The sequence below is a fragment of the Microbacterium sp. UBA7513 genome (genome assembly GCF_002478345.1).
In the GTDB taxonomy this organism is placed as follows: domain Bacteria; phylum Actinomycetota; class Actinomycetes; order Actinomycetales; family Microbacteriaceae; genus Microbacterium.
This window is the reverse complement of record NZ_DLNJ01000035.1, coordinates 21098-33982: the sequence shown is the minus strand read 5'-3', so window position 1 is coordinate 33982 and position 12885 is coordinate 21098. Positions and strand designations below refer to the sequence as shown.

The window sequence follows — 12885 nt, the reverse complement described above, 5'->3', positions numbered from 1 at the left end:
GCTCAGAGGAGCTGTTCGGTGCGGTGGGCCAGCACGGTCAGTTCGACGCGGCTGCGGACGTGCAGCTTGGCGAACGCGCGTCCGAGGTGCACCTCGACCGTGCGGACGGAGACCGACAGCCGCTCCGCGATCGCGCGGTTCGCCGTCCCTCCGACCGCGAGCATCGCCACCTCGAGTTCCCGGGGCGTCAGTCGCTGACCCCAGGCGCTCCGGCAGGCGGGCAGGGCCGCCGTCCCGTCCGCCGTGGTCCCGGACGCCTCGAGCCGTTCCCGCCGTCGTCGCACCGCGCGCTCCCAGGCCCGCGCTCCGGCGACCTCGAACAGCCGCTCGGCCTGCGCGAGGTGCCCGCGTGCCGAGACCACGTCTCCGTGCAGCCCGGATCGGACCCCGAGCAGCGCCTCGACCCGCCCTCGGGCGAACGGAGACCGAAGCCGGCTCGCTACCGCCCGCAGCTCCTCCTGGTCCGTGCGCCATGTGGGACCGGCGGAACCGACGACCGCCCGCCGCAACGCCGCGGCGACCTCGCTCTCCGGCGGGCGCACGGTCCCCGGCCGGTATCCCCCCGGCACCCAGAGCACGACCTCGTCGACTCCCGGCACCGCGAACAGCGGCTGCGGGGCGCCGCGGTCCCGCCACAGCCCCATGGCTCCGACGGCCGCCTCGAAAGACCCGTCCAGAAAGGCCTCGACGGCGCGATCGACCAGCATGTCCGACTCCACGGCGGGAGGGAGCACGTCGGTGAGAGCGCGCGCGATCGGTCCCAGGGCGCCGAGGACGGCCAGGTCGAGCCGTCGCGCCAGCACGACGCCGAGACCGGCGAACGGGATCGCGACGGGCAGCTCCACTGCCGCGTGCCGGAGCAGTTCCCTGGCCGGACCGATGTCTCCGCGCCAGACAAGGAGCAGCACCTCGGTGACAGCGCGGTAGGCCCGCACCACCGGGCTGCTCTCGAAGCCGGGGAACACCGGATCCCCCTCCGCCCCGGGGAGTCCTCCCGTCCGCAGCAGCCGCAGGCCCTCGTCGATGTCGCCCGCGCATGCCGTGTGCAGCGCCGCCGCTACGCCGCCGAGCCCCCCGAGGCCCGCGGTCCCGCTCGCCGGCATGACGTCGCCGGCGAGGAGAGCGCACACCCCCACCACGGCATCGCGCAGCGCACGGTCCGTCCCCGCGTGGGAGGCTTCGCGGACCTGGGCGAGCCAGCGCCACTCCGCCCCGCGGTCGCGACGTTCCGCGCACAGGATCGCGACCAGCCCCGCGGATCGTGCCCAGGCCGTGGCGTCGGTATCGGAGCCGGAGGCGAGCCGCCGCGGATCGACAGCGGGAACGTGGCCGTGCCGAAGGGTGCGGGCGGCGAGGTAGGGGCCGAGCGCCCGTACCCGTCGATGCTCCGCGGCGCCCGGGAACAGACCGCTCAGCCACGCCTCGGCATCCGCGGCGTGGCCGCAGGCGAGCGCCGCGCTGCCGGCGAGCACCCGAGCCTCCTCGCCGACGGCGCCGGTCGCGTGCGCGGCGGCCTCAGCGGCCAGGAGCAGCGCGCGCTCGGTGAGCCCCGCGCCGGCCGCGAGGCGGGCGCAGGCCGTCAAGAGCACAGCGGCTCGTCGGTCTCGCACGGCACACGACCGCGCGCGATGCCACGCCGCGCCGGTCCGATCTCCGCGGACGACCGCGACGTCGGCCAGTCGTCTGTGCACGAGCACGACCTCCGCCGGCGACGCGGCCTCGTGCACCTCCACGGCCGTGCGCGGGTCCGTGAGCCGGATGGAGCCCGCGTGGATCGTCAGATGCGGCGCGGCGGCGCTCGCGCGCACTTCCTCCACACTGCGCCCAGCGGCCGCGAGGATCGGTTCCAGCTCGTCCTCCAGCGCCAACACCACCGTGAGCAGGAGCAGCCGGTCGGGGCTCGCCAGCCCTCGGATGCCTGCCCGGACCACCGCAGACGGCAGCGGCCACGGGAGCCGACTCAGTCCGCGGCGCTGCTCGGGCGTCAGGCCGGCAGCCACCGCGAGGACGGCGTCGACGTCCTCGGGCAGAGAAGCCGCGAGCTGCGCCGCCACGTGCGGCGCGCAACACAGGTCGCGCCGTCGAAGCTCATCCAGCAACGGCTCGACGACGGCAGGCGCGACGAAGAGCCCCGCGGGCGCGCTCGTGGGCTGAATGTCGATCCCCCCAGATCCACCGGTTGTCCCGCCGCGGACCTGAGGGTATCAGACGGGATCAGTCCTCGTCGTCGTCCGACCGGTAGGGGTCGGCTTCACCGGCGTGGGTCGCGGACGAGGCCAGCTTGGCCACCTCCGCGTCGCGCTCCTGCGCCTCGCGCAGCAGAGCGGTGATGTGATCGGCGTTCTCCGGGAGCGCGTCCGGGATGAACTCGAGCGTGGGGACGAGTCGAGTACTGAGCTGTCGTCCGACCTCGCTGCGCAGCATTCCGGTCGCGGATGTGAGCGCGGCACCGCTGGCGAGGCGCTCCTCCTCGGTACCGAGCACCGTGTAGAACACGGAGGCGTGCTGCAGATCACCACTCACACGCACGTCGGTGATGGTCACGAAGCCGAGACGCGGGTCGCGCAGCCCCTTCTCCAAGCGCTCGGCGAGGATCACGCGGATGCGATCCGCGAGTCGGGCCTGTCGTTCACCAGCCATAGTTCCTTCTCCCACCTCTGTGCATCGCGGCTCCCAGCGAACCGCGGAGGCGGCTGCCCCCTCCCCCGTCACGGGAGGAGGAGGCAGCCGCCGCAGTCGTGCGGATCAGCCGCGCGGCTTCTCCACCATCTCGGTCGTCTCGATCTCGTCGCCGACCTGGATGTCGTTGTACTTGCCGAGGCCGATACCGGCCTCGTAGTCCGTCCGCACCTCGGTGACGTCGTCCTTGAACCGACGCAGCGACTCGATGGCCAGGCCATCGGCGATGACGACGCCGTCGCGGATGACGCGGGCTTTGGCGTTGCGCGTGATCGTCCCCGACCGCACGATGACACCGGCGATGTTGCCGAACTTCGAGGAGCGGAACACCTCGCGGATCTCGGCGACACCCGACTGGACCTCTTCGTACTCCGGCTTGAGCATGCCCTTGAGCGAGCTCTCGATCTCCTCGATCGCGTTGTAGATGACGGAGTAGAAGCGGATGTCCACACCCTCACGCTGGGCGCGCTCGCGCGCCTTCGTGTCGGGGCGGACGTTGAAGCCCACGATGATCGCGTTGTCGATCGTCGCCAGGTTCACGTCGGACTCGGTGATCGCACCGACACCGCGGTGGATGATGCGCAGCTGCACCGAGTCGTCGACCTCGATCTTGAGGAGCGACTCCTCCAGCGCCTCGACGGCACCGGAGACGTCACCCTTGATGATGAGGTTGAGCGACTCGACCTTGCCCTCTTCGAGAGCACGGGTGAAGTCCTCGAGCGAGATGCGCTTGCGGGCCTTGGCCAGCTGGGCGTTGCGCTCGACGGCTTCGCGCTTCTCCGCGATCTGACGGGCCATGCGGTCTTCCTCGGTGACGATGAAGACGTCGCCGGCGCGCGGCACGGAGTTCAGACCCTGCACCTGGACCGGACGAGACGGCGCGGCCGCCTCGACGATCTCGCCGTTCTCGTCGATCATCGCGCGGACGCGGCCGTAAGCGGTGCCCGCCACGATCGCATCGCCCACCCGGAGGGTTCCGGACTGGATCAGCACCGTCGCGACCGAACCGCGGCCCTTGTCGAGCTTCGCCTCGATGGCGACACCGCGAGCGGCCTTGTTCGGGTTGGCGGTGAGGTCGAGACCGGCGTCCGCCGTGAGCAGCACCGCGTCCAGGAGCTCCTGGATACCGGTGTTGGCCCGGGCCGACACGTCGACGAACATGACGTCGCCGCCGTACTCCTCGGCCACCAGACCGTACTCGGTGAGCTGCTGACGCACCTTGGCCGGGTTGGCCTCGGGCTTGTCGACCTTGTTCACCGCGACCACGATCGGCACGTTCGCCGCCTGAGCGTGGTTCAGCGCCTCGACCGTCTGCGGCATGATGCCGTCGTCGGCCGCGACCACCAGGATCGCCAGGTCGGTGACCTGTGCACCACGGGCACGCATGGCGGTGAACGCCTCGTGACCGGGGGTGTCGATGAACGTGATCGCCCGCTCGATGCCCTCGTGCTCGGTCCAGACCTGGTAGGCACCGATGTGCTGGGTGATGCCGCCGGCCTCACCCTCGATCACGTTGGTCTGACGGATCGCGTCGAGAAGGCGGGTCTTACCGTGGTCGACGTGACCCATGACGGTGACCACCGGGGGACGGATCTCGAGGTCGTCCTCGCTCTCCTCCTCCAGCTCCTTCTCGAGGTCGAGACCGAAGCCCTCGAGGAGCTCCTTGTCCTCGTCCTCAGGCGAGACCATCTGGACCTTGTAGCCCAGCTCCTCACCGAGGACCTCGAACGTGGCCTCATCCAGCGACTCGGTGGCCGTGGCCATCTCGCCGAGGTTGAAGAGGATCGTGACGAGGGTGCCCGGCTGCACGGTGTAGCCGGTCAGGGACTCGATCTTGTCGGCGAAGTCCGCGATGGACGCGCCACGACGCATGCGGATGATCTCCCCGTTGCCGCGGGTGACGTTGACGCCACCGACGACCGGGGCGCTCCGCATCTCGAACTCTTGCCGCTTCGCCCGCCGCGACTTGCGCTGCTTGCTCTTGCCGCCGCCCTTGCCGAAGGCGCCGGCGGTACCACCGCCGGGACCGCGGCCACGGCCACCGCCGCCACCGGGACGACCGGCGAAACCACCGCCGGGACGGGGACCTGCACCGGGACCGCCACCACCGCCGGGACGACCGGGGCCGCCCGTACGCTGCTGGAACGGAGCACCGGGACGACCACCCTGACCGCCGCGGGGTGCACCGGGTCGCGGCGAGCCGGGACGAGGGGCACCCGGACGCGGAGCGCCGGGACGGGGCGCCTGCGGGCGCGGGATGTTGCCGGGGGTCGGCCGCTGGCCCATCCCCTGCGCCGAGGCGAAGGGGTTGTTGCCGGGACGAGGACCGGCGGGACGCTGGCCCATGCCCTGAGCGGACGAGAACGGATTGTTGCCGGGACGCGGCGCGCCGGGCTTCGGCGCGTTGCCGTCACCGGAGGACGGTGCGGCCGGAGCCGGAGCCGACGGCTTCGCGGGCGCCGACGGCGCCGGAGCCTTCTCCGCCGCGGGAGCGGGTGCCGGTGCCGGTGCCGGTGCGGCAGGAGCCGCGGGACCCGGCTTGGGGCCGGGCTTCGGACCGGGGGTGGGCGCCGAGGACTTCGGTGCCGGCTTCGCCGCGGGCTTCGCGGCAGCGGGCTCGGACCCCGCCTTGAGCGACGGGTCGGCCTCGATCGCGGCGCGCAGCTTGCGCGCCACCGGGGGCTCGACCGTCGACGACGGGCTCTTCACGAACTCGCCGAGTTCCTTGAGCTTCGCAAGAGCGACCTTGCTGTCGACGCCGAGTTCGGCGGCGATCTCATGTACGCGTGGTTTACCAGCCACAATTCTCCTGTCTGGGTCGGTCTGCCCAGACAGGGCAGACCACTAGTCGCGGACGGGTCTCATTTCGAGCCGTTCACTTTGTTTCCATAGCTGTTCAGCCTTTGTTTCTTGGTGGGTGCTGTTCGAAGATCCGTGTGTCCAGCTGAGTGGTCACACGCAGTGCTCTTCCGAAAGCTCGACGCCGCAGAGCGGCTTCCATGCACTCGGGTGTCGGATGCACCCACGCGCCGCGCCCCGGCAGGACAGCACGCTCATCGGGGATGAGGGTGTCGTTCTGGGCAACCACCCTGAGCAGAGTGGACCGGGGAGCACGCGTGCGGCAACCGACGCACGTTCGTACGGGTTCCATCTTACACCTGCGTTCCGTCCGTCCTCGCCGCCGCCGGGCGTGGCGCGAGGACGGACAGGGATCAGTCGAGGACGCTGTCCGGCTGGATGTCGATCTTGGCGCCGGTGAGCTTGGCGGCCAGACGCGCGTTCTGACCCTCCTTGCCGATGGCGAGCGACAGCTGGTAGTCCGGCACGAGGGCGCGGACGGCCTTGGTGCTCGCATCGAGCACGAACGAGCTCGTGACCTTCGCGGGCGACAGCGCGTGCGCCACGAACGTCGGCAGGTCGGCGTCGTAGTCGACGATGTCGATCTTCTCCCCCGCCAGCTCCTCGGTGACAGCACGCACACGGCGGCCCATCTCACCGATGCAGGCACCCTTGGCGTTGATCGCCGGGTCGTTCGCCTTGACAGCGATCTTGGTCCGGTGGCCCGCCTCGCGGGCGAGCGCCACGATCTCGACGAGCCCCGCGGCGATCTCCGGCACCTCGAGCGCGAAGAGCTTGCGGACCAGACCCGGGTGCGTGCGCGAGACGGTGATCTGCGGGCCCTTGAGCCCCTTGGCGACGCTGGTCACGTAGACGCGGAGACGAGACCCGTGCGTGTACTCCTCGCCGGGTACCTGCTCCTCGGGCGGGAGGATCGCCTCGACGGAGCCGAGGTCGACGTGGATCATGCGCGGGTTGGGCCCCTGCTGGATCACGCCGGCGACGATGTCGCCCTCCTTGCCCTTGAATTCCCCGAGGACGGCGTCATCGGCGATGTCCCGGAGGCGCTGGCTGATCACCTGCTTGGCGGCGAACGCGGCGATGCGGCCGAAGTCGTCCGGGGTCGTCTCCTCCTCGCCGATGATCGCGCCCTCGTCGTCGCGGACGACCTGGAGGACGGCGACGTGGCCGGTCTTGCGGTCGAGGTGCACGCGGACACCCTCGGGCGTGGCACCGTCGGGCGAGACGTGCTTGGAGTACGCGGTCAGGATCGCCTGCTCGATGATCGCGACGAGCTCGTCGAACGGGATCGCCTTCTCCTTCTCGATCCCTCGCAGCAGACTCAGTTCGATGTCCATGACGGCCTCCCTATTCAGCTCTCGTCGCGCCCGAATGCACGCGCGACATCCGTACAACGATACCGTGTGCCGCACCCCCGGGCCATCCAGTCCTCGCGGGCACAGGCAGTCCCGCGACACCACGCGCTCCGTGTGCGAGAAGCCTGTCTCCGCGCGGACGCCTGTTGCGTCGTGAGAACCCGCGGGGTTCAGGCCTTCGGCGCGGACGGGAGAGCGTTGAGGGCGCCGATGAGGCGGAAGAGGTTGCCCACCTGACGCTGATCCAGGTGCAGGGCGAGGCGCGGGAGGTCGAGCCGGTCGTCGTCGGCGACTTCCGGGGAGCGCGGAGCCGTCCGTTCGATGCGCCCCGAGGACAGAAGCGTCGCGAAGGCGGTGTTGAGCTCCTCGATCTCGGCGTCCGTCGGCTCGGCCTTGAGTCGCAGCACGAGCGTGTCCCCCACCCACCGCAGCGAGTCGTAGTTGCGCCAGAACCCGGTGATCTCGGCGCGGGCCTCCTCGACCGAGTCGGTGATGACGACGCGATCGAAGTCCCCGGGGGAGATCACCCCCATCGGCGCGAGGTGCTCGTCGACGAAGCGCCGCATCCCCTGCCAGAACGATCCGCCCTTCTCGTCGAGCAGCACGATCGGCGTCGGCTCGGCCTTCCCCGTCTGCTGCAGGGTGAGCAGCTCGAACATCTCGTCGAGCGTGCCGAACCCGCCCGGAAGGCAGATGAAGCCGCTCGACTCCTTGATGAGCATGAGCTTGCGGGTGAAGAAGTACTTCATCGCGACGACCTGATCGCTTCCCGCGACGAGACTGTTCGCCTTCTCCTCGAAGGGGAGCCGGATGGAGACGCCGAGCGACAGCGCGGGCCCCGCTCCCTCGGCGGCGGCCTGCATGATCCCGGGGCCGGCGCCCGTGACGACCATCCAGCCGTCGTTCGCGAGCGCCGCGGCGACATCGCGCGCCTGCAGGTACAGCGGGTCGTCGTGCAGGGTGCGTGCGGACCCGAACACCGTCACCTTCGGCACCCCGCGGAACGGGGCGAAGAGGCGGAACGCATCCCGCATCTCGGCCAGGGCGGCGGAGGCGATCTTGAGGTCGAGGCGGTCGGTGTCGTCCTCACCGAGGAGCAGCGCCGTGCGGAGCATCCGCATCACGAGCCGACGGTCCGAGGACACCCCCGCTTCGTCCAGCACATGGTTGATCTCGTCGCTCAGAGCGGCCGGCAGCGGTTCCTCGGTCATGCCCCCAGCGTCCCACGCGGCCTCCCGCCGACGGGACGCAACGCCGAGGATCCGTACCCCCGCGCTCCACAGCACGGGCGGGACGCGGTGTCAACGCCCGTGCCCTCGGTCGGCGGTGGCGCCACGATGGCGACATGACAGAGATCACCGGGCCCGAGGCCCTCGCCCGCATCAAGGAACTCGTTGAGGACATCGACTTCACCATGCTCACCACCACCGACCCGGACGGGAACCTCGTCAGCCGCCCGATGTCGACCAGGCAGATGGACGACTCCGGTGCCATCTGGTTCTTCACCGCGGAGGACACGGAGAAGGTCGAGGAGGCGCGCCGCCACCATGATGTCGGTCTCGCGTACTGCGACGCCAAGGGCATGCGCTATGTGTCCGTCGCCGGCACCGCCGAGATCGTCCACGATCGCGCGAAGATGGAGGAGCTCTACTCCCCCTCCCTCGACATCTGGTTCGAGGACGGGCTGGAGACCCCCGGCATCGCCCTGCTCGCGGTCACCCCGGTCGTCGCCGAGTTCTGGGAGCCGGCGAAGGGCAAGGTCGCGATGGCCGCCGGGGCGCTCAAGGCGCTGGTGACCCGAGACACCCCGGACGACGACATCATGAACCACGGCCGCGTCACTTGCTGAGCGACCGGGAGCGCCGGTTCAGCGCGTGGCGGAGAGCCGCTCCACGGCCTCGGCGACCGAGACCGCCTCGCGCTCCCCCGTGCGACGGTCCCAGAACTCGACCTGGCCGTCGGCGGCACCGCGACCGACGATCACGATCTTCGGGACCCCGACGAGCTCGGCGTCGCCGAACTTGACCCCCGGTGACACCTTCGGACGGTCGTCGTACAGCACGTCGAGCCCTGCGGCCTCGAGCTGAGCCGAGAGGTCTTCCGCGACGTCGAAGGCGACCTGGTCGCGACCGGCGGCGACGACCTGCACGTCGAACGGCGCGACCGAGGCCGGCCAGATCAGGCCCTTGTCGTCGTTGTTCAGCTCCGCGATGATCGCCAGGATCCGCGTGACGCCGATGCCGTACGACCCCATGGTGACCGTGACGAGCTTGCCGTTCTCGTTGAGGACCTTGAGGCCGAGCGCCTCCGCGTACTTCCGCCCGAGCTGGAAGACGTGACCGATCTCCATGCCGCGGGCGAGCTCGACCGGACCGGAGCCGTCGGGCGCCGGGTCGCCGGCACGCACGTTCGCGATCTCCACGATGCCGTCCGCCTCGAAGTCGCGCCCGGCGACGACCGAGTGCGCGTGCTTCTGGTCGATGTTCGCGCCGGTGACCCAGCTCGTGCCCTCGCTCACGCGGGGGTCGACGAGGTAGCGGATGCCCGTGGCGGACTCCTCGCCCAGCACGGCACCCGTGGGCGACCACGGACCGATGTAGCCCTTCACCAGCAGCGGGTTGTTCTCGAAGTCGTCCGCGGTGGCGGTCTCGACCTCCGCCGGGGCGAACGCCACCTCAGCGCGCTTCTCGTCCACCTCGCGGTCGCCGGGGATGCCGACGATCACGAGCTCACGGGTGCCGTCGAGGTGCTTCAGGGCGAGGACGACGTTCTTGAGCGTGTCGGCCGCGGTGTACCCGCCGTCGAGCTCACGGTTGCAGTGCGCCACGAGCGTCTCGATGGTCGGGGTGTCGGGCGAGTCGAAGATCACGGGGGCGCCGTCGGCGTCGAACGGGACCGGAGCCGGGACGGGCGTGCTGAAGGCCTCGACGTTGGCCGCGTAGCCGCCGGCGCTGCGGACGAACGTGTCCTCGCCCACGGGGGTCGGGTGCAGGAACTCCTCGCTGCGCGAACCGCCCATGGCCCCCGCGTCGGCCTGCACGATCGCGTACTCGAGGCCCAGCCGCTGGAAGATGCGCTCGTACGCGTCCCGCTGCGCCTGGTAGCTCGCGTCCAGCCCCTCGTCGGAGGAGTCGAAGGAGTAGGCGTCCTTCATCGTGAACTCGCGGCCGCGGAGGAGCCCGGCGCGGGGCCGGGCCTCGTCGCGATACTTGTCCTGGATCTGGAAGATCGTCAGCGGCAGGTCCTTGTACGACGAGTACAGGTCCTTCACGAGCAGCGTGAACGCCTCCTCGTGCGTCGGCGCCAGCAGGTAGTCCCCACCCTTGCGGTCCTGGAGGCGGAACAGCAGATCGCCGTACTCGTCCCAGCGGCCGGTGGCCTCGTACGCCTCGCGCGGCATCAACGCGGGGAAGTGCACCTCCTGGGCACCCGCGGCGGCCATCTCCTCGCGGATGACGGTCTCGATCTTCGCCTTGACGCGCAGACCCAGCGGCAGCCACGCGAAGATGCCCGCCGCCTGCGGTCGGATGTACCCGGCGCGGATCAGCAGCTTGTGACTGGCGACCTCGGCACCGGCAGGATCTTCGCGGAGCGTACGGAGGAAGAAGTTCGAAAGACGAGTGACCACGGCTCAAGTGTAGTGAGCCGCGGTCACCCGCCTCGTCGCTCAGTTGAGGGCCGGGAGTCCCTGCGGCACGACACCGCCGCCGTAGAGGCTCTCGGCGAGCTCCTGCAGAGCCGTGAGCGCCACGCGCTGCGGCAGCGGACCGTAGGAGATGCGGGCCACGCCGAGCTTCTCGTACTCGGAGGCGGCGAGCGCGCCGGGGATGCCGATCACGCTGACCTTGCGCTCGCCGATCCCCTCGACGAGCTGACGGGTGACGTTCGCGTCGAGGATGCCGGGGACGAACACCGCGGTGGCACCCGCATCGAGGAACGCACGCCCGCGCTGGATCGCGTCCGCGATGCTCTCCTCCACGGGGCGCGACCCGGCACGCACGAAGGCGTCGGTACGGGCGTTGAGGGCGAACGGGACGCCCTCGGCCTCCGCAGCCTTCACGATGGCCTCGACGACGGCGACCGATTCGTCGAGCGGCTTGAGGCGGTCCTCGACGTTCGCGCCGACGACGCCGGCCGCGATCGCGAGGCGGGTGGTCTCCCCCGCGTCGCCGTACCCGTCGTCCAGGTCGGCGGTGACGGGGACCGACACGGCCGCCGCGATCCGGCCGACCATGTCGATCATGACGTCACGCGGGGTGTCGCCGTCGTCGTAGCCGAACGACGCGGCGATGCCGTGACCGGCGGTGGCGATCGCCTTCGTCTCCGGCAGCGCGGCGACGGCGCGTGCGGAGACGACATCCCACACGTTCACCACACGGAGGATCTCCGGGGCGTCATAGAGTCCGACGAGGGTCTGGGCCTTGGCAGCAGTGGTCATGTCCCCACGCTAGCGGCCGGTGCGGGCACGCGGGCCGGATGCCCCGGATCGGGGCGGCGGTCGACCTAGGCTGGCGGCATGCCCCAGCGCCGCTCGCATGTCGCCCCCTCCGCCGCCCAGACCGACCTCGCCGCGGCGCTCTCGGCGCTCCGGGAGAACCTGGACACACCGACCGCGTTTCCCGCCGACGTGCTCGCCGAGGCGGAGGCGGCCTCGGCGACGACCCCGGATCTCGACCTCACGAACATCCCGTTCGCGACCCTCGACCCGACGGGCGCCCGTGACCTCGACCAGGCCTTCCACCTCGAACGCGACGGCGACGGCTATCGGGTGCGGTACGCCATCGCGGACGTGCCGGGTTTCGTCACCCCCGGTGGTGCCGTGGACGCGGAGGCCCGCCGACGGGGACAGACCCTGTACGCCGCGGACGGCACGATCCCGCTGCATCCGCCGGTGCTGAGCGAGGACCGCGTCTCCCTACTCCCCGATGTCGACCGTCCCGCACTCGTGTGGACGTTCGCGCTGGACGCCGCGGGCACCGTGACCGACTTCCGGCTGGAGCGCGCCCTCATCCGGTCCCGTGCTCAGCTCGACTACGCCTCCACCCAGGAGGCGCTGGACCGGGGCGACGGCGGCCACGCGGCGCTGCTGCCGGAGATCGGTGCCCTCCGCCTCGAGCAGGAGCGCCGCCGCGGGGGCGCCAGCCTCAACGTCCCGGACGAGGAGGTCGTGCGCACCGAGGACGGCTCCTACGCGATCGAGCGTCGTAGCCCGTTGCCCGTCGAGGAGTGGAACGCGCAGCTGTCGCTCATGACCGGGATGGCGGCCGCGGCGCTCATGATCGACGCGGGCGCCGGCATCCTCCGCACGATGCCGGAACCCGACGAGACGGCATTCGCGGCCTTCCGGCACCAGACGGAGGCGCTCGGGCGGCCATGGACCGGCGGCACCTACGGCGAGTACCTCCGCGGCCTCGACCGCTCCGACCCGATGACCCTGCCGGTGCTGGAAGCCGCCGCCTCGCTGTTCCGCGGTGCCGGGTACCTCGTGTTCGACGGGGAGCCGCCCGCCGACGCCGTGCAGGCCGCGATCGGAGCCCCGTACGCGCACGCGACCGCTCCCCTCCGGAGGCTCGTCGACCGCTGGGTCCTCACGATCTGCCTCGCCGTGTCGACGGGACAGCCGGTGCCGGAGTGGGTGCGCTCCTCCCTCGGCGACCTCCCCGCGCTCATGCAGGCCTCGGGCCGACGGGCGTCGCAGCTGGACGCGGACACCGTGAACCGCGTCGAGGCCGCGCTGCTCACACCTCTGGTGGGACAGTCGGTCGAGGCGACGGTCATCGAGCTCCGAGGCGAGCGGGCTGCTGTCCAGATCGCGGAGCCTGCGGTGACGACGACCGCGCCGGTGACCCCCGACACGAAGCCCGGCGATGTGGTGCGGCTGCGCGTCGTGCGCGTGGACATCGCCGCGGGCGAGATCGAGCTCGCCGTCTGACTCCGCCGGGTCAGGCGAGGACGCCGGATCAGGCGCTTACCGGCACCAGAGCCTGTGTCG

Annotated in this window: 10 protein-coding genes; 2 read left to right on the top strand and 8 right to left on the bottom strand. The window is 71.0% G+C overall.

Annotated features, from left to right (window positions below):
• Positions 1-2: 2 nt before the first annotated feature.
• From B2W79_RS16735 to B2W79_RS16710, 6 genes are all read right to left on the bottom strand, one after another.
• On the bottom strand, positions 3-2054 hold the full coding sequence (locus B2W79_RS16735; protein ID WP_292791521.1) for a helix-turn-helix domain-containing protein: 2052 nt from the start codon (positions 2052-2054) through the stop codon (positions 3-5).
• Positions 2055-2214: 160 nt separating this feature from the next.
• On the bottom strand, positions 2215-2640 hold the full coding sequence (rbfA, locus tag B2W79_RS16730) for a 30S ribosome-binding factor RbfA (RefSeq protein WP_060923633.1): 426 nt from the start codon (positions 2638-2640) through the stop codon (positions 2215-2217).
• Positions 2641-2745: 105 nt separating this feature from the next.
• Entirely contained in the window at positions 2746-5481 is a 2736-nt protein-coding gene (gene infB / locus B2W79_RS16725) for a translation initiation factor IF-2 (protein ID WP_292791518.1), read from the bottom strand.
• 94 nt (positions 5482-5575) lie between these two features.
• Positions 5576-5830: a YlxR family protein gene (locus B2W79_RS16720; protein ID WP_081811550.1), complete on the bottom strand. Its 255-nt coding sequence runs from the start codon at positions 5828-5830 to the stop codon at positions 5576-5578.
• Positions 5831-5891: 61 nt separating this feature from the next.
• Positions 5892-6875 carry a transcription termination factor NusA gene (gene nusA / locus B2W79_RS16715; RefSeq protein ID WP_292791515.1) on the bottom strand — a complete coding sequence of 328 codons (984 nt, stop codon included), beginning with the start codon at positions 6873-6875 and terminating at the stop codon, positions 5892-5894.
• Between the two features lie 188 nt (positions 6876-7063).
• Positions 7064-8104 carry a TIGR00730 family Rossman fold protein gene (locus tag B2W79_RS16710; protein WP_292791512.1) on the bottom strand — a complete coding sequence of 347 codons (1041 nt, stop codon included), beginning with the start codon at positions 8102-8104 and terminating at the stop codon, positions 7064-7066.
• 134 nt (positions 8105-8238) lie between these two features.
• On the opposite strand from B2W79_RS16710, the gene B2W79_RS16705 reads away from it, so the two are divergent.
• A complete protein-coding gene (locus B2W79_RS16705) occupies positions 8239-8742 on the top strand; it encodes a pyridoxamine 5'-phosphate oxidase family protein (protein ID WP_292791509.1) in 504 nt (167 codons plus the stop codon).
• Positions 8743-8760: 18 nt separating this feature from the next.
• On the opposite strand, the gene B2W79_RS16700 is transcribed toward B2W79_RS16705, so the two are convergent.
• Together B2W79_RS16700 and B2W79_RS16695 are read right to left on the bottom strand one after the other, a co-directional pair.
• Complete coding sequence (locus tag B2W79_RS16700; protein WP_071328389.1) at positions 8761-10521, bottom strand: proline--tRNA ligase; 1761 nt, start codon at positions 10519-10521, stop codon at positions 8761-8763.
• 39 nt (positions 10522-10560) lie between these two features.
• Entirely contained in the window at positions 10561-11331 is a 771-nt protein-coding gene (locus B2W79_RS16695) for an isocitrate lyase/PEP mutase family protein (protein WP_071328388.1), read from the bottom strand.
• A 78-nt stretch (positions 11332-11409) separates the two neighbouring features.
• Here B2W79_RS16695 and B2W79_RS16690 point away from each other — a divergent pair, with 78 nt between their 5' ends.
• Positions 11410-12825, top strand: a complete 1416-nt coding sequence (locus B2W79_RS16690; RefSeq protein WP_292791504.1) for an RNB domain-containing ribonuclease — start codon at positions 11410-11412, stop codon at positions 12823-12825.
• Positions 12826-12885: the final 60 nt, after the last annotated feature.

Coding starts and splice junctions, on each gene's coding strand:
- rbfA (WP_060923633.1), bottom strand. CDS start 2,640: ATGGCTGGTGAACGACAGGCCCGACTCGCGGATCGCATCCGCGTGATC.
- B2W79_RS16720 (WP_081811550.1), bottom strand. CDS start 5,830: ATGGAACCCGTACGAACGTGCGTCGGTTGCCGCACGCGTGCTCCCCGG.
- nusA (WP_292791515.1), bottom strand. CDS start 6,875: ATGGACATCGAACTGAGTCTGCTGCGAGGGATCGAGAAGGAGAAGGCG.
- B2W79_RS16710 (WP_292791512.1), bottom strand. CDS start 8,104: ATGACCGAGGAACCGCTGCCGGCCGCTCTGAGCGACGAGATCAACCAT.
- B2W79_RS16705 (WP_292791509.1), top strand. CDS start 8,239: ATGACAGAGATCACCGGGCCCGAGGCCCTCGCCCGCATCAAGGAACTC.
- B2W79_RS16695 (WP_071328388.1), bottom strand. CDS start 11,331: ATGACCACTGCTGCCAAGGCCCAGACCCTCGTCGGACTCTATGACGCC.
- B2W79_RS16690 (WP_292791504.1), top strand. CDS start 11,410: ATGCCCCAGCGCCGCTCGCATGTCGCCCCCTCCGCCGCCCAGACCGAC.